21 protein-coding genes and 3 tRNA genes are annotated in these 20090 nt (G+C 36.5%); 12 read left to right on the top strand and 12 right to left on the bottom strand.

Features of this window, described 5'->3' with window-relative positions; translation table 11 throughout:
• The first annotated feature begins 8 nt into the window (after positions 1-8).
• The 3 genes from L0Z58_RS04785 to ccmE are packed head-to-tail and all read left to right on the top strand — an operon-like array spanning position 9 to position 1562.
• Complete coding sequence (locus tag L0Z58_RS04785) at positions 9-1052, top strand: biotin--[acetyl-CoA-carboxylase] ligase (protein WP_010082374.1); 1044 nt, start codon at positions 9-11, stop codon at positions 1050-1052.
• Positions 1049-1186, top strand: coding sequence for a CcmD-like small membrane protein (locus L0Z58_RS04790; protein WP_010962957.1), 138 nt, complete (start codon positions 1049-1051; stop codon positions 1184-1186). The genes L0Z58_RS04785 and L0Z58_RS04790 overlap by 4 nt, the downstream gene beginning before the upstream one ends.
• The gene (gene ccmE, locus L0Z58_RS04795; RefSeq protein ID WP_010082373.1) at positions 1170-1562 is read left to right on the top strand and encodes a cytochrome c maturation protein CcmE; all 393 of its coding nucleotides are present in this window, start codon (positions 1170-1172) and stop codon (positions 1560-1562) included. Before L0Z58_RS04790 ends, ccmE begins: the two co-directional genes overlap by 17 nt.
• Positions 1563-1634: 72 nt before the next feature.
• Here ccmE and L0Z58_RS04800 read toward each other — a convergent pair whose 3' ends face one another.
• The 4 genes from L0Z58_RS04800 to L0Z58_RS04815 all read right to left on the bottom strand — a co-directional run bounded on the left by L0Z58_RS04800 (position 1635) and on the right by L0Z58_RS04815 (position 4397).
• Complete coding sequence (locus L0Z58_RS04800; RefSeq protein ID WP_010082372.1) at positions 1635-2009, bottom strand: hypothetical protein; 375 nt, start codon at positions 2007-2009, stop codon at positions 1635-1637.
• 97 nt (positions 2010-2106) lie between these two features.
• The gene (locus tag L0Z58_RS04805) at positions 2107-2592 is read right to left on the bottom strand and encodes a hypothetical protein (protein ID WP_010082371.1); all 486 of its coding nucleotides are present in this window, start codon (positions 2590-2592) and stop codon (positions 2107-2109) included.
• 41 nt (positions 2593-2633) lie between these two features.
• Positions 2634-4109 carry a magnesium transporter MgtE N-terminal domain-containing protein gene (locus tag L0Z58_RS04810; protein WP_022626392.1) on the bottom strand — a complete coding sequence of 492 codons (1476 nt, stop codon included), beginning with the start codon at positions 4107-4109 and terminating at the stop codon, positions 2634-2636.
• A gap of 212 nt (positions 4110-4321) precedes the next feature.
• Positions 4322-4397, bottom strand: a tRNA-Ala gene (locus L0Z58_RS04815).
• A gap of 341 nt (positions 4398-4738) precedes the next feature.
• On the opposite strand from L0Z58_RS04815, the gene L0Z58_RS04820 reads away from it, so the two are divergent.
• Both L0Z58_RS04820 and nuoF read left to right on the top strand, forming a co-directional pair.
• Positions 4739-4811 (top strand) — tRNA-Lys (locus tag L0Z58_RS04820).
• A gap of 19 nt (positions 4812-4830) precedes the next feature.
• Positions 4831-6084 carry an NADH-quinone oxidoreductase subunit NuoF gene (nuoF, locus tag L0Z58_RS04825; protein WP_010962959.1) on the top strand — a complete coding sequence of 418 codons (1254 nt, stop codon included), beginning with the start codon at positions 4831-4833 and terminating at the stop codon, positions 6082-6084.
• A 28-nt stretch (positions 6085-6112) separates the two neighbouring features.
• Here nuoF and infC read toward each other — a convergent pair whose 3' ends face one another.
• The 4 genes from infC to nuoI all read right to left on the bottom strand — a co-directional run bounded on the left by infC (position 6113) and on the right by nuoI (position 9423).
• Complete coding sequence (gene infC / locus L0Z58_RS04830; RefSeq protein ID WP_006279610.1) at positions 6113-6631, bottom strand: translation initiation factor IF-3; 519 nt, start codon at positions 6629-6631, stop codon at positions 6113-6115.
• Positions 6632-6643: 12 nt separating this feature from the next.
• Positions 6644-8545, bottom strand: a complete 1902-nt coding sequence (gene thrS / locus L0Z58_RS04835) for a threonine--tRNA ligase (RefSeq protein ID WP_010962960.1) — start codon at positions 8543-8545, stop codon at positions 6644-6646.
• On the bottom strand, positions 8538-8825 hold the full coding sequence (locus L0Z58_RS04840) for a hypothetical protein (RefSeq protein WP_010962961.1): 288 nt from the start codon (positions 8823-8825) through the stop codon (positions 8538-8540). Before L0Z58_RS04840 ends, thrS begins: the two co-directional genes overlap by 8 nt.
• A 115-nt stretch (positions 8826-8940) precedes the next feature.
• Positions 8941-9423, bottom strand: coding sequence for an NADH-quinone oxidoreductase subunit NuoI (nuoI, locus tag L0Z58_RS04845; protein ID WP_022626393.1), 483 nt, complete (start codon positions 9421-9423; stop codon positions 8941-8943).
• 131 nt (positions 9424-9554) lie between these two features.
• Between nuoI and mnmE the strand changes: the two genes are divergently transcribed.
• The 3 genes from mnmE to L0Z58_RS04860 all read left to right on the top strand — a co-directional run bounded on the left by mnmE (position 9555) and on the right by L0Z58_RS04860 (position 12401).
• On the top strand, positions 9555-11081 hold the full coding sequence (gene mnmE / locus L0Z58_RS04850) for a tRNA uridine-5-carboxymethylaminomethyl(34) synthesis GTPase MnmE (protein ID WP_010082336.1): 1527 nt from the start codon (positions 9555-9557) through the stop codon (positions 11079-11081).
• A 47-nt stretch (positions 11082-11128) separates the two neighbouring features.
• Positions 11129-11216: transfer RNA gene (locus tag L0Z58_RS04855), tRNA-Ser, on the top strand.
• A gap of 168 nt (positions 11217-11384) precedes the next feature.
• Positions 11385-12401 carry an NAD(P)/FAD-dependent oxidoreductase gene (locus L0Z58_RS04860; RefSeq protein ID WP_010962962.1) on the top strand — a complete coding sequence of 339 codons (1017 nt, stop codon included), beginning with the start codon at positions 11385-11387 and terminating at the stop codon, positions 12399-12401.
• A gap of 560 nt (positions 12402-12961) precedes the next feature.
• Here L0Z58_RS04860 and L0Z58_RS04865 read toward each other — a convergent pair.
• The 4 genes from L0Z58_RS04865 to rpmF all read right to left on the bottom strand — a co-directional run bounded on the left by L0Z58_RS04865 (position 12962) and on the right by rpmF (position 15423).
• Positions 12962-13132, bottom strand: coding sequence for a hypothetical protein (locus L0Z58_RS04865; protein WP_010082311.1), 171 nt, complete (start codon positions 13130-13132; stop codon positions 12962-12964).
• A gap of 111 nt (positions 13133-13243) precedes the next feature.
• A complete protein-coding gene (locus tag L0Z58_RS04870; RefSeq protein ID WP_010962965.1) occupies positions 13244-14200 on the bottom strand; it encodes a beta-ketoacyl-ACP synthase III in 957 nt (318 codons plus the stop codon).
• Complete coding sequence (gene plsX, locus L0Z58_RS04875) at positions 14193-15230, bottom strand: phosphate acyltransferase PlsX (RefSeq protein WP_010962966.1); 1038 nt, start codon at positions 15228-15230, stop codon at positions 14193-14195. The genes L0Z58_RS04870 and plsX overlap by 8 nt, the downstream gene beginning before the upstream one ends.
• Positions 15231-15240: 10 nt before the next feature.
• Positions 15241-15423, bottom strand: a complete 183-nt coding sequence (gene rpmF / locus L0Z58_RS04880) for a 50S ribosomal protein L32 (protein WP_010962967.1) — start codon at positions 15421-15423, stop codon at positions 15241-15243.
• A gap of 910 nt (positions 15424-16333) precedes the next feature.
• Between rpmF and L0Z58_RS04885 the strand changes: the two genes are divergently transcribed.
• From L0Z58_RS04885 to dxr, 4 genes are all read left to right on the top strand, one after another.
• Complete coding sequence (locus L0Z58_RS04885; protein WP_010962968.1) at positions 16334-17116, top strand: MlaE family ABC transporter permease; 783 nt, start codon at positions 16334-16336, stop codon at positions 17114-17116.
• Entirely contained in the window at positions 17109-17810 is a 702-nt protein-coding gene (locus tag L0Z58_RS04890; RefSeq protein WP_006279859.1) for an ABC transporter ATP-binding protein, read from the top strand. Before L0Z58_RS04885 ends, L0Z58_RS04890 begins: the two co-directional genes overlap by 8 nt.
• 320 nt (positions 17811-18130) lie before the next feature.
• Positions 18131-18628 (top strand): hypothetical protein, encoded by a 498-nt coding sequence (locus L0Z58_RS04895; protein WP_010962969.1) that lies wholly within the window; start codon positions 18131-18133, stop codon positions 18626-18628.
• A 72-nt stretch (positions 18629-18700) separates the two neighbouring features.
• Positions 18701-19864: a 1-deoxy-D-xylulose-5-phosphate reductoisomerase gene (gene dxr / locus L0Z58_RS04900; protein ID WP_010962970.1), complete on the top strand. Its 1164-nt coding sequence runs from the start codon at positions 18701-18703 to the stop codon at positions 19862-19864.
• Positions 19865-20090 lie beyond the last annotated feature (226 nt).

Consider the following 20090-nt stretch of genomic DNA (forward strand, 5'->3'; position numbering starts at 1 on the left):
CTGACAAGGTGACCCCTGAGGGTTTTCATATTCATCATTACAAAAAAGTTTCAAGCACTAATAAAGAAGCGTTGGATTTAATTGATAAAGGAATATCAAATGAAACTATTATTGTTGCTGATAAACAAACAGAAGGCAGGGGGCGCACCGGAAAAAACTGGATTTCTCCAGAGGGTAATTTTTATGCAAGTTTGGTAATAAACCTCTTTAACGATTATCTGAATGAAAGCCAGCTTTCGGTGTCATTCCAGCGCGTGACGCTGGAATCTAGAAATCAAGAAGAATGGTCAAGCACACAACTGTACAAACGTTGTGGTATTCCCACCAAGGATGATGTCATCCGAGTAGCCTGGCACTGGGATCCAGAAAACTTAATTACAAATGGGCACATCAGGCAACTGTGTAATAAGAACTGGATTCCAGTGTCACGCACTGGAATGACACCACATACCACCTGCAAATTGCAATGTTCGCATAGTTATGTGTCAAGCACTGGGGAAAATACTGGGATGATAGAAAGAGGTTTAATGAATCAAGTTAGCAAATTAACAGAATTGACTTTTGTTACTGCTCTTGCTGTTGGAAATGCTATACTGTCATTTATAAATGGTCTAAATCTCCAGTATAAATGGCCAAATGACATTCTAATCGATGGCAAGAAAATAAGTGGAATATTGCTTGAAAAAAGATCCAATTCGAATTGGCTCATTATAGGAATTGGAATTAATGTCAGTCATGCACCACTTCCAGGAACAACGTGCATTAGCAATTACGGTGAGTCTGTGTCTAACATAGATCTGTTAAAGAAATTAATAATAAATTTTAATAAGCTAAGAAAGCAATGGCTACTTGATGGGTTTTATGCTATAAGAGAAATGTGGTTAAAAAAAGCATTCAAAATGAATGAGCAAATCAGTGTAAAGTTAGCTGACAAATTGTATGAAGGAATTTTTGCTGATATAGATAAAAGTGGTAAATTGGTGTTGCAGCAAAAGGATGGAAGCTTAATTTATTTTGATGCAGGTGAGTTATTTATTGATAATGCATTATGAATACATATGTAATTTTTGCTTACCTTATTAGTTTCACGCTGATTGCTGGAGAGCTAATTTTTACCATTTCTTGTTATACTAAAAGTAAAAAAATTCTAGAAAGCCTGAAAGATAATCATGAAGAAGAAACATAAGCGATTACTTATAACTTCAGGAATTTTCTGCTTTTTAAGTTGTGCAGTTTTTTTTATTTTAACAACGCTCAAAGAAAATATCTCATTTTTCTATACAGTAAGTGAGGCAATAGTTTTACCAAATGGTCAAAAACTAATCCGTGTTGGTGGAATGGTTGTTGAAAATAGCGTGATACGCAACGAAAGTGAAGTGATTTTTCAAATGACAGATTTTAATAAGAGCGTTATGGTGAAATATCAGGGAATACTTCCACCAATGTTTTCAGAAAAAAGTGGTGTTGTTGTGCAAGGTAAAATGTTTGATAATAGTACTTTTCTTGCAGATACAGTGTTTGCAAAACATGATGAGAACTATATGCCGAAAGTTTTAAAATAGATTCCTTAACCTGGCTGTATTGAAACGGTATGTAGAGAGAGTCACAGCCTAGAGACTATTACTCTTTCCAGTTTAACCCCAATCTGGTTCATTAATGGTATTGTTTTCTAATTCCTCTACTTTTGTCTGTAAGTTATTCAGGCTCTGTACTAAACCACTATTTTCATTACCAACCTTTGTAATTAGCTCGTCAAGCTTACTCCTTTCTTCTGTTAGCATGTCATTTAATTGACTGATAGAGTTGCTATTGTTATGCAATACATCATCCAATTCAGGAACGAATTTCGTGTTCAGCTCTGCGATTAATTTATCTAAAGCTTTGTGGACATAACCAAGCTGCGCTGGATTTCGCGCAACTGTTTCATCATAACCTTTAGGTTTGGTGTTAACTTCTATTTTGCTTATTACTTTAAGTTCGTTTTTGCTTTCTTGTTTACTATTATTCATGCTAACTCCTATAAAAAATTATAATTTTAAAATCAATTCAGCTACATTGAAGTGGTATGTGGAAAGAGTAACAGCTAGCAAGCTATTACCTTTTTTATTAAAGCAACCCGTTCTCTTCGCCAGTAGCATGAGGGAATATGGAAGCTTCTGCAATGCCTGGCTGGTCATCACGAAATTCCTGAAGCTCATCTCGAAGAGTTTGAAGTTGACTTTTTATTTCAGTTGTATTGTTCCCTATATTTGATATAGTTGTTGACAGTGGCTCCACTATGCCAGTTGTAATGTTACTGCTTAAACTTGTGTTATACTCATTAATACTGTCTATCAAGCCATCATAAACCTTTTTAAGGTATGTTATAGCTGCGGCTGTTTGCTTCATTTCCGCTATAGGTATTTTTTCCAGTGGCTGATTTATATCAAAATCTAACTCCTTAGCACCTTTTTCTTTATTCTGAATTTTTACTGAATCTATACTTGGTTTTACAAAATCTGGTTTTGTAAAAACCGGGCTCTCAAGTTTTAGTAATTTACTTTGGTCTGAAGGCTCGTCACCAAAATATAATTCTACATTGTTTTTACTCATAATAAGTTACCTCCTATAAAAAAATTGATTTTCATAAATTGCTACCATACAAGTAGCATTGAATCGTTATTGTTTTCTACTATTGTAAAATCTGGAGCTTCTGCAATGCCTGGCATATCGTCCTTGATTTGCTTGAGCATCTCAATCATTTCCTTGTTCTGTTTACTCTGCTCGTCAAGTTTCCCTTTTAATGCATCAATAATAGCTTTAGACTGATCTTGATTGCTGAGATCACCGATCACAGCTGTCACTTTCTCATAAGGCAGTTTGTGAATGATGTCTTTAAGCTCTTCTGCGCCTACGTTATCCAAAAGTTCTTTAAACTGCTCATTAGACATATTGCGAGCAAAAGCTTGAAGTTTGTCTGGGTTGTCAACTAAAGACTTAATGATAATCTGAATCTTATTAGAATCAGTTAAATCCTGAGCAATTGCTTCGAGTTTCTCAGGATCAAGCTTATTAACTAAGTCTTTCAGTTGTTCTTCTTGCAGATTATTTACTAAAGCTTTCAACTGATCACCTTCTAATTCTTTGGAGAGTATTGTCAAGTGGTGCTCAGCCAAGTCTTTTGCAAGCACTGTAAATTGCTCGTCATTTAAAGTTTTAATAAGTGCTTTGAACTGATCCACTTTTAAGTGAGGTAAAATTTCTTTTACTTGCTCTGAATTTAATTTTCTCACTAGAGCTTCAAGCTGAGTATCATTTAAAATAGGAACAATTATTTGTAACTTTTCTGGATTTAGTTCCTGAGCGAGGGTTTTTAGCTGGTGATTGGTTAGATGATCCACTAAAGCTTGGAGTTGTTCATCTGTTAAGTTCTCTGCTAAGGCCTGCAACTGGCTTGAGCTCAGTTCAGGAATTATTTTTTGCAGTTGCTCGTTACTAAGAGTATTGGCAAGAGTTTTTAGTTGGCCGTCTGTTAGGCCCTGAATAAAAACTTTAGTAAACGCGTTTGATAGCAACAGTAGCACATCTCTTATATGTCTCTCACCGTAGTATAACATAATGTCTTGTAATACCTCATTGTCAGGTGAATCGATTATATTTCCTGCCTCGTCTGAAAAATAATATTTATTGTTGCCAGTATCTGAATCTTCCCATGTTACATATTTGTATTCCAATTTTTTTGATTTAATAGAACTGCTACACATAGTTTTGAAAGGCTGCACAAGCTCTCTTGTATATGATAACTTAGCCAACTCATTACCGTAATATACAAATGTATGGTTACTTTTTACATAATCTAAGTTAGAATCACTTTTATAATCTTTGGCTACCAGATTTCCTTCATTTTCTTCCTCCAGACATATGTAACTGTCTAGGCAAGAACTGCTGCAAAGTTTTATAGGCAATAAGCCTAGTACTACATCGTTTTTATCATCCAGCGATACAAGCTCAACTTTTTTAATAGGCATTGTAGGATCATTACCTTCAGGCCACTTTATCCTTGTAGTCGGGGTTTTTCTAAACACCTCTTTTCCAGGTATCATCTTAAAAACATGCTTTTTTCCACTCATAGGCGTTACCAATAAATTAATTGTTAGTATTCTAACATTTATTGATTAATTTATTGTTAAGTTAGTATATATTACAATTGTAATAACCAACATTACTTGTGTAGAGAAAAGTTACGAAAAGAAATAGAGATTTTCAGGGAAATAGTATAAAATCCTCATAGATTAAAATAAGCTGCTTTGACAGGTTTTGTGGCGGCTAGAGCTGTATAGACTGGTGGAGGCAAGCGGGATCGAACCGCTGACCTTCTGCGTGCAAAACAGATGCTCTACCAGCTGAGCTATACCCCCAGGTAATTCTTGCTTAAAGCATAAATCACTCAGGCTGAAATGCAAGAAATATTTATCTATTAGGCTATTGCTAAATAGTGTACAAATTCTGCAGGGTGTACACACTTCTCTATTTTTTTGTCTCCTTAGCGTTATACGTCACACCATCCAAATAAATCTGTGAACTGAAAATTAACAAGAAGTTTTCCTTTGGAAATTTTTTTAAATTATTCATAGATTTTTTAACTAAATTATCACTAACACAGTATATTATATAATTTATTTAACCACACATGAAAATTTTAGTTTGATTAAAACGGATAAAAACTGTATTGATGTTTAGTATAGCTGAAAAATGAAATGATCCCGTAGCTCAGCCGGTAGAGCAACTGACTTTTAATCAGTGGGTCACGCGTTCGAATCGCGTCGGGATCACTCACAAATTTTGAAAAACATGCTAAAAGAACAAGACAAAATATTCACCAACCTAAATGGTAAAGGAACTCCACTACTTGAGGGTGCAAAAAAACGTGGTAGCTGGCAAAAAACAAAGGAATTACTGGATTTAGGATCAGAAAAGATCATTGATGAAGTAAAGAAATCTGGTTTGAGAGGTCGAGGGGGTGCAGGATTTTCCACCGGCCTTAAGTGGAGCTTTATGCCCAAAAATCTCCCAAAAGCATATTTAGTAGTCAATGCAGATGAGTCAGAACCTGGTACATGTAAAGATAGAGATATATTGCGATATGAGCCACATAAGTTACTTGAGGGAATTCTCCTGGCCGGCAAAGCGATCAGCGCATCAGTTGCATATATTTATATCAGGGGTGAATTTTATAATGAATATTTAGTTCTAAAAAAAGCACTTGAGGAAGCCTATAAAGAAGGTTTAATTGGAAAAAATGCCTGCAAATCAGGTTATGATCTTGATGTGTTTATCCATAGGGGCGCAGGAGCTTACATATGTGGGGAAGAAACAGCTCAACTCGAATCAATTGAAGGAAAAAAGGGCTTTCCTCGCATGAAGCCTCCATTTCCCGCAGGTGTTGGACTTTTTGGCTGCCCAACCACAATAAACAACGTTGAAACTATAGCCATGGTTCCAGATATTCTGAATCGCGGAGGAGAATGGTTTGCATCTCTTGGTAAACCAAATAATACTGGTACCAAGGTCTTTTGTATTTCAGGGCACGTAAACAACCCGTGTAATGTTGAAGAAGAGCTCGGAATTCCATTACGTGAATTAATTGAAAAATACGCAGGTGGAGTGCGAGGAGGTTGGGATAATTTACTTGCTGTAATACCTGGTGGGTCTTCAGTGCCATTAATTCCAAAATCTATATGTGATACTATTGAAATGGATTTTGATTCATTAAGAACTGCACAATCAGGGCTTGGTACTGCTGCTGTAATAGTGATGAATAAATCAACTGATATAATAGCTGCAATAGAGAGGTTATCACACTTTTATATGCATGAGTCCTGTGGACAATGCACACCATGCCGTGAAGGTACTGGATGGATGTGGAGGATTATGAAGAGGATGGTGGCAGGAGATATTAAGCCTGATGAAATAGATAAGCTGCTTGACCTTACAACTCAAATAGAAGGACATACAATTTGCGCACTTGGCGATGCTGCAGCTTGGCCGATTCAAGGATTAATAAGACATTTTCGCCATGTTATCAAAGAGAGAGCGATAATTTAACTTTACTTATACTTCTTAAGCCGTTTTGCTACTTAGCAACCAGAGCTAAAAAATATTGATTCCCTTCTCTTTTAGGTGCCAATTCTACCTTTGCGATATCTTCAGTGTCTCGAATTAGCCGTTCTAATTTTTCCAGTCCAACTTCAGTGTTTATAAGCTCTCTCCCTCTAAATCTCATTGTGACTTTAATTTTATGTCCGTGGGCAAGTAAGTCTCTTGCTTGACGCAATTTTGTTCCGTAATCGTGATCACCAATATTGGGACCCAGTTTAATTTCTTTTATAGTTAATGTTTTTTGTTTCTTTTTTGCTTCACTTGCTTTCTTTTTTATATCATACTTTTGCTTGCTATAATCTAGAATTTTACATACTGGAGGGGTTGAATCAGGTGCAATTTCCACCAAGTCTAAACCAACACCCTGTGCAAATTCCAAAGCTCGTTCTATTGGCACGATTCCGACCATTTCACCACTATGATCAACTAAGCGTACCTCCTTAGCTGTGATAAATCCATTAATTCTGTTTTTATTGTTCTTTTTAACTTGCAAACTTTAACTCCCTTAATTCAAATTAATACTTTTTAACAGCGATTCATTAGCCTTTTCCAAAGAAAAAGACTCCTGTCTTTCCGATCCTAAATTTCTTACTGACACAGTTTTACTTGTAACTTCATTTTTGCCTACAATCCACAATATAGGAACCTTGTTTGAACTATGCAAACGTATCTTATAACTAATTTTTTCATTGGTCAAATCAGTCTTGACTCTCACACCTTGTTCTTTTAAAATATTGCTAATTTCTGTGGCGTAACCGTCAGCTTCATTTGTAATGGTCAGAATAGCAAGTTGCGTTGGAGCAAGCCAAACTGGAAATTTTCCTGCATAATTTTCTATCAAAATTCCGATAAAACGCTCAAAAGTCCCAAGAATTGCCCTATGTAACATGACAGGGTGATGCTTGTGCCCATCTGCCCCTATATAAAAAGCTCCCAGACGTTCTGGTAAAATGAAATCAACTTGTAATGTTCCACATTGCCAATTTCTGCCTATTGCGTCTTTCAAAACGAACTCTAACTTTGGACCATAAAATGCACCTTCACCAGGGTTAAGTTTATAACTCAAGCCCGCTTCTTTAACGGCTTCAAGCAGCGCTTTTTCAGCTCTATCCCACACTTCATCATTACCTGCTCTAATATCTGGACGGTCTGAAAATTTCACAGAAATTTCATTAAATCCAAGCTCTGAATATACTTCTTTTAAAAGGTCACAAAACTTTATAGTCTCAGAATTCACTTGTTCTTCCATACAAAAAATGTGTGCATCGTCTTGCGTAAAACCACGCACTCGCATCAGTCCGTGCAATGAGCCTGAGCTTTCATTTCTATGGCATGTGCCAAACTCTGCCATACGTATTGGTAAATCACGGTAGCTCCTGGTGTGAGAATTAAAAATCTGCACATGACAAGGACAATTCATGGGTTTTATTGCTAACTTTTTATTCTCAGATTCGTCAACAATAAACATATTTTCACGAAACTTATCCCAATGTCCAGATCTTTCCCACAGCTCTTTACTTACTAAAATAGGAGTTTTTACCTCAAAATAGCCATTATTTATTAGCTTCTTTCTGATGTAAGACTCAAGAACATTATATAGAATATATCCTTGTTCATGCCAAAAAACCTGCCCAACAGCTTCCTCTTGAATGTGAAATAAATCCATATCCTTAGCAATTTTGCGGTGATCACGTTTTTCTGCTTCTTTGAGGCACTCAAGGTAAGCGTTTAATTCATCCTTATTTCCCCATGCTGTGCCATATATTCGCTGCAACATTGGGCCCTTAGAATCACCACGCCAGTATGCACCCGCTACTTTCATAAGTTTAAACGCTTTAACTCTACCGGTTGATGGTGAGTGCGGACCACGGCATAGGTCAACAAAATCACCTTGCCTATAAACAGTTAGGTTTTCACCCTCTGGTATGGATGAGATAATATCAACCTTATATTTTTCGCCTATACCACTAAAGAAATCAACTGACTGCTTGCGAGTCCAAACTTCTCGAACAAATCTGTGGTTACTTTTTACAATCTCTTTCATTTTCTTTTCTATTGCGGTAAGATCGTCCGTAGTGAAGGTACGATCTGTAGCAAAATCATAGTAAAAACCGTCCTGAATTGTTGGGCCGATAGTAATCTGAGTATTAGGAAATAGCTCTTTCACTGCCTGCGCCATTATATGAGCAGCATCATGCCTTATTATATCTAAACCCACTTCGTCACTCAGTTGTATCACCTCTATCTCTGCATCAGCTTCAATTTCACGTGAGAGGTCATATAGCTCACCATTTACTTTCAATGCAACTACTTCTTTCAAAGCATCCGGTTGTAATATATCAAAGCCAGTGACTTTACCACTGTATTCTTTTACTTTTTGTTCGGTTGAAAAAGTAACCCTAACCATAAATAAACCTATACGGACATGTAGCTTGAAGGCGGTTTGCTTCTTCCAACGGTGTCATCCCAGTGTCACGCACATAGCCATACGAACATTCATTTTCGAAGGTAAATTGCACAGCAAATGGTGTCATCCCAGTGCTTGACACTGGAATCCAGCTTTTTTGTAATTTCATTGAAAATGTTGCATAGTGTGCTTGTTCACAATCAATTTTACTGGATCCCAGTGTCAAGCACTGGGATGACACCTTTGTGTTTGAGGCAAAACAGGCTATAACATTTAACATACTGCCCTCGCAAACAAATGTTCGTACAGTTGTGTATCAGCTACTGGGATGACACCACCCCTAGTGGGCACTGCCCCTAAATCATAATGGATAACAGGGTTATAAGCTCTGAACATTAATAATAAGGCCTATTCTTTTTTAACCTGAGTGCAATTGCGTCTTCCCAAACTTCACCATTACGCAATAACTTTTCTTTATTGTACATTAGCTCCTCTCTTGTTTCAGTAGCAAATTCAAAGTTAGGACCTTCAACAATTGCATCAACTGGACATGCCTCTTGGCAAAGTCCGCAGTATATGCATTTTATCATATCAATATCATAGCGCGTGGTGCGGCGACTACCGTCTTCTCTTTCCTCTGCTTCAATAACTATTGCTTGAGCAGGGCAGATAACTTCACATAATTTACAAGCTATGCATCGTTCTTCACCGTTTGGATACCTACGCAACGCATGCTCACCACGAAACCTTGGACTTAAAGGGCCCTTCTCCATAGGATACCTCAAAGTAACCTTTGGCTTAAACATATATTTTAATGTAATAACAAACCCTTTAATTAACTCTACAAAAGACCAGTACCAAGCTAATTTCTTGAGCATAAAATATTTAAAACTTGTGTCAGTCATTATAAATCATATTATCAGTTTTCAAAATAAATATTTTCACCTGGGTGACTTTTTAGGTATTTTGGTTTCTTAAGTGTAATATTGCTAAGTAGTTTATATAAATAATGACAAACACAAATGAAACTATTTTCGCTTTATCGACCGTATTTGGTAAGTCAGGAGTTGCAGTAATCAGAATTTCAGGCAACTACGCGCTTAAAGCTTTAAATCATTTTCATATTAAGAAAGAAATTAAACCAAGATTTGCTACTTTAGTTGATCTATATGATGATTCCAGTCAATTGATAGATAATGGAATAATCATCTATTTCCCTGCTCCAAACAGTTTCACTGGCGAGGACGTTATAGAGTTACAAGTGCATGGAAGCAAGGCAGTTATAAAAATCATCTTGGAGGAATTATCAAAAGTTTTCGTTATGGCCAAGCCTGGAGAATTCTCACTTAGGGCTTTTCTAAATGGTAAATTTGACTTAACGCAAATAGAAGGGATTGCAGACTTAATTGATGCTGAGACGAAAATGCAAGCTAAACAAGCGATTAAGCAGATATCAGGAGAATTGGAGAGACTATACAGCAATTGGAGGCAAAGATTAATAACGATACAATCCAAAATCGAAGCATATATAGACTTTCCAGAGGACATTTGGGCAGAAAAAAGTGAATTGGAAAAAATTAATAATGAAGTGCAATCTCTCGTGCAGTTGATACAAGAGCATTTAAATGATAATAGACGGGGCGAAAGGTTGCGTGAGGGTTTACATATTGTAATAACTGGTGAACCAAATGTCGGTAAATCAACTCTGTTTAATTTCTTAGCCAAGCGTGATATTGCTATTGTTTCTGAATATGCAGGCACAACAAGAGATATACTTGAAGCTCATATTGACATTGGCGGATACCCAATCATTCTCTCTGATACTGCTGGAATTCGTGAAAGTTCAGATCCAATAGAATTAGAAGGTATAAGTCGAGCGAAAAAGAGGTCTTTTGAAGCTGATTTAAGAATAGAGCTATTTCCTTTTGAACAACGACACGATGTCAATTATCAAGCCACAGGCAATATACCATCTGTCGTTGACACACAACTATGCAAATATTGTAATCAACAAACGGTGTCATCCCAGTGCTTGACACTGGGATCCAGATATAAAAATACTTGCAAATTATGCAATAGACAATGGATTCTAGAAACATGTGCTGAAAACAATGTTCATAGCTGGATTCCAGTGTCAGCTACTTGCATGACATCAGACCAAAATGACACCATTTATGTATTGAGCAAAGCTGACGATGTTATCAATAATCACAATATAAAAATTAATGGCATAGATCTTTTACCCATTTCTATTCTAAAGGAAATAGGTACAAACAAATTGATCTCTCTCATAAAAGAGAAGGCAGAGGAAAAATTTGGGCATGATAGAGACACTCCTGTAATCACTCGGCAAAGACATAGGAATCACATGAAGAAAGCACTGGAACATTTACAACGTTTTAATATCGATAATCCAATTGAGTTGATATCTGAAGATTTGAGGCTTGCTGCATTTGAACTTGGTGCGGTGATTGGAATTATTGATGTTGAGGAAATATTGAGTAGTGTGTTTAGCAACTTTTGCGTGGGCAAGTAAAGCTTTTATAGATTGCTTAAAATCAAATGTTGTGATAGAAAAGAAATGGACGGATGGCCGAGCGGTTTAAGGCACCAGTCTTGAAAACTGACGTACGTGATGAGCGTACCATGGGTTCGAATCCCATTCCGTCCGCACAGCATCTCGCTATGCTAGCTGATTTTTAGAGCTTATTTGGACTATGTGGTTCATAACGCTGGAAATCTTGTCTAATCTAGCCACATCTTTTAAAAATACATCCCTTTGTAAATTGACCTTGTTAGCAAAGAAAGCTAATATCTATAAATAGATCACCATCTGAATATGAAAACCGATATAGTAATAATAGGTGCAGGACCTGTTGGAATATTCACTGCTTTTCAAGCGGGAATGCTTGATATGAGATGTCATATAATAGATGTTTTGGATCAAGCAGGAGGACAATGCACAGCTCTTTACCCAGAAAAGCCAATATATGATATACCTGGTTATCCTGTAATCACTGCCCAAAAATTAATTGAGCAACTAATGGAGCAATCTTCGCCATTTAAGCCTGTTTACCATTTAAGTCAAAAAGTGGAAAAGATTTCAAATAACGAAGGTGAAAGCTTTACTGTCATAACGAACATAGGTACAGAGGTAAAATGCAAAGCCGTTATTGTTGCTGCAGGTAACGGAATGTTTAAACCTAACCGTCCACCCTTAAGTGGTATATTAGAATATGAAAATAAATCTGTATTTTACAGTGTAAATAAAATTTCTGATTTTCAGGACAAAACTATAGTCATTGCAGGTGGGGGTGATTCTGCGGCTGATTGGACTGTAGAACTTTCTAAAGTTGCGAAGAAAATTTATGTGATACATAGGAGAAAGGAATTTCGCTGCACTCCTGAAACTAGAAATAAATTAGAATCACTTGAAATTGATGGAAAAATAGAACTGGTAGTGCCATATCAATTACACGAACTAGCAGGAGGTAATGGGCAGTTGAGCGCAGTGATAGTAAAAAACATTGCCTCTAAGGAAGAAAAAGAAATATCCGCTGATTTTTTGCTGCCATTTTTTGGATTGTCAATGAATCTTGGTCCAATAAACAATTGGGGTATACAGTTAGAACATAGCCGCATAGTTGTCGACCCAGCTACACTTAAAACCAGTAGAGATAGGATATATGCAATCGGAGATATAGCTATTTATTCAGGCAAACTAAAATTAATACTAAATGGTTTTGCTGAGAGCGCCATGGCTTGTTATGACATATACAAAGTAATCCACAACTCTCCGGTTAATTTTCAATATTCAACCTCAAAGGGAATTCACGGAAAAGAAAAACTTCCTTGACAAACCTCGCCAGCTCCCTTATCATGAAACTGAAGCTATTGTATTTGCTTTCGCCAATCTGCAGATTAAAAGGTAAGGATTACTTAATGTATCGGCGTCTTATGTTCAATTTTTTGCAGTATATAGATACTGTATGTCTTTACAAAACTTCATCTACATCTAGATTTTTATCTAAATAAGCTGAACGCGCTTACAAAGCGTTACAAGACATCAAAAAATGCCAATACTCGACAGAGATAGTAAAAGACTAGCTAACTCGGGGATTCTTTGTCTTTTTTTCTGCTTAGTAAATTTCTTAAACGTTTGCAGCGTAAGTTAGTTGCAATTAAAAGCAGCTTAATCTCGCTTGTCAAGCGTTTAAAACATAAAAAACGCCAATATTTTAAAGCGGATAATAACCCCAGGGCTTCTTTTGCCTTTTTTTTCATTTGGTAAATTTCTTAAATATTTATGGCTAAACGACAACCGTCATCCCGCTGCTTGTTAGCGGGATCTAGAGATACCGCGAATGAATCGCGGTATGACGTAGGACTGCTGTCATCCCAGTGCTCCTTTTTTTGTCATCCCAGTGCTTGACACTGGGATCTAGTTTTCCATATAATCTCATCGAAAATGTTGTAACCACTTTCTGTGCTAGTTTGCTTGCTTACAAGCAAACTTTCCTGGATCCAAGTAGTCAGGGCACTGAGATGACACCCTCTTGGATGAAAACCAGTATCAGCTACTTTCATGACACCATTCTTTTTTCTGGATCCAAGTAGTCAGGGCACTGGGATGACAGGAGAAAGAGGCACTGGAATGACAAAGAGGGTACTTGGATGACAGGAGGTAATGCAGGAAGTCTAATAGTGCAGCAACACGGAACCCCAGGTCAGGCCTGCACCTATTGAAATCAGCAGTACCAGATTTCCTGATTTTATTTTTGATTCTTGTATTGCATAGTCTAAGGCCAGTGGAATTGATGCCGCTGAGGTATTTGCATGCTTATCAACGGTATTAATCACTTTCTCTATAGGAAAATCTAATTTCTTTACTACTGCTTCAATAATACGAATGTTTGCTTGATGGGGAATTAACCAGTCAATATCAGTGATTTTCAAATTATTGCATTTCAGAGTTTCCTCTACTGAGGCTGTTAACTTATCCACTGCATGTTTAAAAACTTCTCTTCCATTCATGCATATTTTTCCAGAATCACCAGTTGAGGATATCCCTCCGTTCGTACATAGTATGTCCACATTGCCGTCAGAGTATAAGTTTGTTGATATGATGCCGCTTCTACCCATTTCTGATTTCATCACCACTGCACCAGCACCATCACCAAAGAGTACACAAGTTGACCTATCTTCCCAATCAACAATCCTAGACATTATTTCAGCACCTATAACCAATGCATATTTAATTCTATTGTTAGATTTTATGAGCGAATCAGCAACTGTAACTGCATATATAAAACCAGAGCATGCTGCTTGTACATCAAAAGCAAATGCGTTTTTACATTTTAACTTACTTTGTACAATCGTTGCACAGCTAGGAAAAGTTTTATCAGGAGTTGTTGTAGCAACTATAATCAAGTCAATTTCATCTACTGAAATTTTAGCTTTTTCTATAGCACTTTTTGCTGCATTTACAGCTAGATCTGACGTTAGTTCTCCTTCATCTGCTATATGCCTTTGAACTATTCCTGTTCTCTGCCTTATCCATTCATCGCTCGTCTCAACTATCGATGCAATTTCGTTGTTACTCAACATTTTTCTTGGTAGGTAAGATCCAGTGCTTAATATGAAACTTTTATTCAATATGACTTACCCCGTTAATTATCTTTTGATTTAAATTTTCACTAATTGCATTTACTGCAAATTTTATGGCATGGGCAAAAGAAATAGCATCAGAATTTCCATGACTTTTAATGATGATACCATTCAGCCCTAAAAACATAGCTCCACTTCTAATTTTGGGATTAAAACGCGTTAAAGCTTTATTTAGTTTGGATTTTAACAATATACCAACAAGCATTTTCGCTATCCACGAATTGAATACTTCCTGCTTTATTAGATTGATAAAGGTACTAGCGGTTGCCTCAGCCGTTTTGAGCATTACATTGCCAACAAAACCATCAGCAACAATCACATCTATATTACCCTCTAAAAATTCACTTGCCTCTATATACCCTTTGAAATTAATGCCTGGAGCGTTTTTAAGCAACTCAAAAGCGCCGCGCACTGAGTCATTACCTTTAACTTCTTCTGTGCCGATATTTAGCAAAGCAACTTCAGGATTGTCAATTTTTAATGCTATTTTTGCAAATATACTACCCATTAACGCAAATTGAAATAATGAGTCGGCATTACAATCAACATTTGCACCAAGGTCAAGCAAAGCTAAGCTTTTTGTCTTAGTTGGACAGATAGAGGCAATAGCAGGACGATAAATGTTTGGTAATGTTCCTAAAATAAATCTGGAAATTGCCATCAACGCTCCGGTGTTGCCTGAAGATACCACTCCGAAAGCTTTACCTTCTTTCACTGCAACAATTGCAGCTTTCATACTTGAGTCTTTACGATGTCTCAGCGCAAAAGATGGCTTATCATTTGCAAGGACATTGTCAGAACAATGAGTAAATTCAGAATTGTTACTTACTTTTTTATATTTCAAAAGCAAAGGAGATACTTCTTCCTTATCTCCATAAATATGAAAAAAAACTTTAATGCCTGGGTCAACAAGGTTGTCTAAAAAAAAACCAGCACCATGAATTACGGAAAGAGGCGCAAAATCGCCCCCCATAGCGTCAAGTGCAATAACTATATTATTATTGACCGTAGATAACATATCATAATAGTCACTCTGCCTGTTGCTTGATGAAAACCCGTTTTCCTTTGTAACTGCCATCAACTGCTACGTTATGAGGCAACATGAATTCCCCAGTTGTTGAACATACCACAACATTCTTAGGCTCAATAGCATGATGAGAACGATGCATATTACGCCTTGACTTTGACTTTTTTCTTTTTGGAACTGCCAAAACTTCCTCCATTCTACTACAAAATTCAATTCATTAGTAACATGTTTTTTACAGGAAGTAAACAGGGATAGTAAAATAAGTAAGGTTTGCTTATGTAATTGAGTTCTATAGCTAAAGTGGCTCTACAATTTGAAAAACCGTCATTCCGCTACTCGTTAGCGGAATCTATACCGCGAATGAATCCATAGCTGTACGAACATTCATTTTTGAAGGTAAATTGCACAACAGATGATGTCATTCCAGTCTGGAATCCAGAAATTTTGCTTATAACTGAGCTGATGAGCTAAAGGTAGTTGTCTTATGCTAAAACAAACGTTTTTAATTAAGTTGCATAGAAGCTGGATCCCAGTGGGCTTTGTTGCATCGCTAGCTATGATGGATTAAAGATAAAAAAGATAGGGAATATCAGTAGCTTATTATTCTGGTATTTATAACAAGAACGGTCAGTGAATACCTAAATTTGAGTAAAAGAAATTTCACTACCACTCACTAATCTGGCTAAAATTCAAGAATTTCAATGCTTTAGCTATTTTCAATAGAATTAAATTTATTAATATAAATAACAAATTACTATTCTTAAATTTGATCAGATTGATTGCAAAAAAACAAGATTTTCAATAAGTTGCTTATAATCCTAATTATAGTTAGCCTTTCATAAGTAGCGATGCAACAAAGCCATCCCAGTGTCTGGGCACTGGCCCACTGGTGGGAATTGCTCCCAAACTACAACGTTCGTACAGTTGTGGATACCGTGGCGGTATGACGTAGGGAAACCTTTCTTGGGTTAAGCTTTAAATTAAAACATCAAGTATATTGAACTTAAAACATATCTCAGCTATACTTTGCGATAAAGTTAATAAAAATTTTAATAAAATCAGTAAGACTAACCTCTAGCTAAAATGAATACAAAGTGAGCTTTTTTGATATAAATAGTGTTAGAATAATTGGTAGGTACTTTATCAATTTTTTGTTAAGGCTTGGTAGTGCATTCATATTTTTTATTCAATCTCTATACCACTGCCTTGTGCCACCATATTATTTTAGCAACATAGCAAGACAAATTATAGAGATAGGCTTTTTCTCTCTGCCAATTGTTGGGCTCACTGGAGTTTTTATAGGAGCGGCGATAGTTTTACAAAGTAGCTTGAGTGACCCATCAATTAACCAAGAACAGATAATACCCAAACTTGTTACGATCACTATCATTAAAGAGTTAGGACCAGTTTTGATCAGCTTAATAATGGTAGGAAAGGTTGGATCATCAGTTGCAGCAGAAATTGGTACGATGCGCATCACCGAGCAAATAGATGCCCTTACAACTTTGAACATCAACCCTTTCAAATATTTAATTGCACCAAGGATTTTAGCGTCAATCATAGTATTTCCCATACTTACAGTATGTGCAGATTTAATAGGAATATTTGGAGGATGCATCACTGCAGTCTTCGAATTTAACCACAATTTAAATATATACATTAAACACACAGCTCAGTTCTTTAATACGTATGATTTTATAACTGGGCTAATAAAAGCAACTGCATTTGGCGCCATAATTTCTGTCTCAAGCTGCTATTACGGTTACCATTGCAAAGAAGGTGCACGAGGAGTAGGTGTTGCTACAACATCAACTGTTGTTTTATCGTCCATACTGATCATTTTAGCAAACTACATGATTACTTTGATACATGCGTAACCCCATAATATCAATATTGAACTTAAGCTTATCTTTTGATGATAGGACAGTACTAAAAGATCTAAATTTTGATATATTAAAAGGGGAATCATTAGTCATACTTGGTGGCTCAGGAAGCGGCAAATCTGTATTAACAAAAACAATTATCGGCTTGCTTGCTCCAGACTCAGGGTCTGTTAAAATAAATAGTAAAAGCAAAAATAAATTTGGGGTTTTATTTCAAAATTCCGCTTTATTTGACTACGTTACAGTGTGGGAAAATATATCTTTTAATTATAAAAAGCGCTTTAATATCAGCAAAAAAGAGGCAAAACAGCTAGCAATCGAGAAGTTAAATGATGTTGGACTGGAGGAAAGCATAGCAGATATGTTTCCAATAGAGCTATCAGGTGGAATGAAAAAAAGAGTGGCACTTGCAAGGGCGATTGCACACAATCCAGAAATCATTATTTTGGATGAACCAACTTCAGGATTGGACCCAATTATGTCAGATATAGTAAACGAGATAATAATAAAATTATCTAGAGATCTTAACCCTACAATTATCACGATTACACATGATATTCATAGCGCATTTAAAATAGCTGATAAAATAGCAGTATTATATGAAGGGGAGATCATTTCCCATGGAACTGTTCAGGAAATACAAAATACTAATAACGAATATATAAAAAAATTCATTCATTATATATAGCTAAAGATATATACACTATTGCTAACAGTCATATTTTTAAGTTTTAACTTTGTAAAAGGTAGTGAACATTGGAATTCAGATTTTTTTCAAACTGGATCCTATAGCTAACACGTCATACCGCGATTCATTCGCGGTATCTCGGCATAGATTCCGCTAACTAGTAGCGGAATGACGAATTTGTCGTTTTTCAAATTGTCGTAAGTCAGTTTAGCTATATATAGGATGACAGAAATTGTTTGTATTAGCTATATTCAAAAGCTCTATTGATATTTTGCAATATTTGTGATAAAATAATAGCTTAAGGTTGAGAGTAAAAATTTATGAGTGAAGCTCAAGGTCCAAACATTGCAGAATGGCAAGCGCAGCAGCAACACCAAGAGGCTGCTGGTGAGAAAAGTGGTTTTGGTCTTGGTCATAGTGACTCTGTTTCAACAGTTGTCGATGGAATGAAATGGTTGTTCAACTTTCATGAAGGAGCAATTGCTGCTTATAGTAACGTGTTTGAAGGTTTGGTGAGTGGCAGTAGTCTAGTAACATTGTTTGGAAAGTCAGGTAATATGTTTGGCATAAAACTTCTTGAAGGCCTTGCAGAATATTTTTCAGGTGGAGGTGGGGAAGATATGCCATCAGAAGAAATGGATATGGCTCATGGTGATGATGGACATCACTCAGATGATTACCCTCATGCCAATAACGAAATAGCTCATAATGCTGATGGTTTGCAAGACATGCATGATGCAGGTGATCACCATGATCAATCTTTTTCACCTGGTCCTTCACCATCTGTTGGCGATGACCACGGATATGAACTTGGTTAAACACTTAAAAACTATTGAATAGTTGGAAGAAGGCCTAATAAGAAAAGTTGCTGTTGTTATGAGTTTGTCTTAGTGAAAAAGGTTTCAGTTTTGGGATCAACAGGAAGTGTTGGAAAAAAGACTGTAGATTTGCTCTCAAAGAGAAAAGAAGAATACCAAGTGGAAGCACTAAGTGCCCATTCGAACTTTGCTCTACTGGCACACCAAGCAAAACTGCTAAATGCAAAATATGTTGCTATCTCCGATGAAAGGCTTTACAAAGATTTGAAAGAAAGTTTACTTGGTACAGATGTAAAAATAGCAATTGGTGCTACAAATATTGCTACCATACCTGTTGATCTCTCAGTTGTTGCAATAGTTGGCATTGCAGGCCTTGGGCCAGTTATGGAAGTTATAGAAAGCGGTACCAAAGTCATTGCATTGGCAAACAAAGAAAGCATTGTTTGCGGTGGAAAGTTATTACTCAAAAAAGCTAAAGAAAAAAATGTACAAATAATCCCTATTGACTCTGAGCACAATGCAATTTTTCAAATTTTGCAAAATGACGACAAATGCGTAGAAAAGATCATACTTACTGCTTCTGGTGGACCATTCTTAAATTATAGCCTTGAGCAATTAAGAAATGTTATGGTAGATAAGGCGCTTAGTCACCCCACTTGGAATATGGGAAAGAAAATCTCGGTTGATAGCGCAACAATGATGAATAAGGCACTAGAGATAATAGAAGCACATAACTTGTTTAATATCAGCCCGGATAAAATTGAAGCAATAGTGCATCCTGAGTCAATAGTACATGGAATTGTAACTTATAAGGATGGGTTCAACTTTGCTGTGCTTGCAGAAACTGACATGGCAATTCCTATTTCATATGCTCTATCTGGGCCGGAAAGATCAGCTTTAAATCGTAAATTAGATTTAACAAAGCAAGGAAAATTGACCTTTCAAGAACCAGACCATAAGCGTTTTCCTGCGCTAAAGCTTAGCATGGCAGTGTTAAACTCTTCTGCTCCACAAACAAACAGTATTGTGCTCAATGCTGCAAATGAAATAGCTGTTAATGAATTTTTGAAGTCACGAATCGGCTTTTTAAAAATAGTAGAGGTAGTGGAATCAACAATGGAAAGTTTTGGTAGTTATACTGATATTAATTCACTATCTGATATAATAAATATTGATTATGAAAGTCGTATTATTGCTCACAAAATTGTTGAAAGTAAAGTTGTTGCGTATAGCTAGAGTAATGTAACCAGACTGCATTCTGTGATTTTTAGCAAAACACGATACACAATCGTCATTCCGCTACTTGTTAGCGGAATCTATGCCGAGATACCGCGGCGGTATGAAGGTTCGCGGTGGTATGACGGTTAAGTAATTCGTCATCCCGCTGCTTGTTAGCGGGATCTAGAGATACCGCGGCGGTATGACGGTTCGCGGCGGCATAGCTATCTTCAAAAATATGGTT

Source organism: Wolbachia endosymbiont of Aedes aegypti, assembly GCF_021496215.1.
GTDB classification, from domain to species: Bacteria; Pseudomonadota; Alphaproteobacteria; order Rickettsiales; family Anaplasmataceae; genus Wolbachia; species Wolbachia pipientis.

Coding starts and splice junctions, on each gene's coding strand:
- L0Z58_RS04790 (WP_010962957.1), top strand. CDS start 1,049: ATGAATACATATGTAATTTTTGCTTACCTTATTAGTTTCACGCTGATT.
- ccmE (WP_010082373.1), top strand. CDS start 1,170: ATGAAGAAGAAACATAAGCGATTACTTATAACTTCAGGAATTTTCTGC.
- L0Z58_RS04800 (WP_010082372.1), bottom strand. CDS start 2,009: ATGAATAATAGTAAACAAGAAAGCAAAAACGAACTTAAAGTAATAAGC.
- L0Z58_RS04805 (WP_010082371.1), bottom strand. CDS start 2,592: ATGAGTAAAAACAATGTAGAATTATATTTTGGTGACGAGCCTTCAGAC.
- L0Z58_RS04810 (WP_022626392.1), bottom strand. CDS start 4,109: ATGAGTGGAAAAAAGCATGTTTTTAAGATGATACCTGGAAAAGAGGTG.
- nuoF (WP_010962959.1), top strand. CDS start 4,831: ATGCTAAAAGAACAAGACAAAATATTCACCAACCTAAATGGTAAAGGA.
- thrS (WP_010962960.1), bottom strand. CDS start 8,545: ATGGTTAGGGTTACTTTTTCAACCGAACAAAAAGTAAAAGAATACAGT.
- L0Z58_RS04840 (WP_010962961.1), bottom strand. CDS start 8,825: ATGTTAAATGTTATAGCCTGTTTTGCCTCAAACACAAAGGTGTCATCC.
- nuoI (WP_022626393.1), bottom strand. CDS start 9,423: ATGCTCAAGAAATTAGCTTGGTACTGGTCTTTTGTAGAGTTAATTAAA.
- mnmE (WP_010082336.1), top strand. CDS start 9,555: ATGACAAACACAAATGAAACTATTTTCGCTTTATCGACCGTATTTGGT.
- L0Z58_RS04860 (WP_010962962.1), top strand. CDS start 11,385: ATGAAAACCGATATAGTAATAATAGGTGCAGGACCTGTTGGAATATTC.
- L0Z58_RS04865 (WP_010082311.1), bottom strand. CDS start 13,132: ATGAAAGTAGCTGATACTGGTTTTCATCCAAGAGGGTGTCATCTCAGT.
- plsX (WP_010962966.1), bottom strand. CDS start 15,230: ATGTTATCTACGGTCAATAATAATATAGTTATTGCACTTGACGCTATG.
- L0Z58_RS04890 (WP_006279859.1), top strand. CDS start 17,109: ATGCGTAACCCCATAATATCAATATTGAACTTAAGCTTATCTTTTGAT.
- L0Z58_RS04895 (WP_010962969.1), top strand. CDS start 18,131: ATGAGTGAAGCTCAAGGTCCAAACATTGCAGAATGGCAAGCGCAGCAG.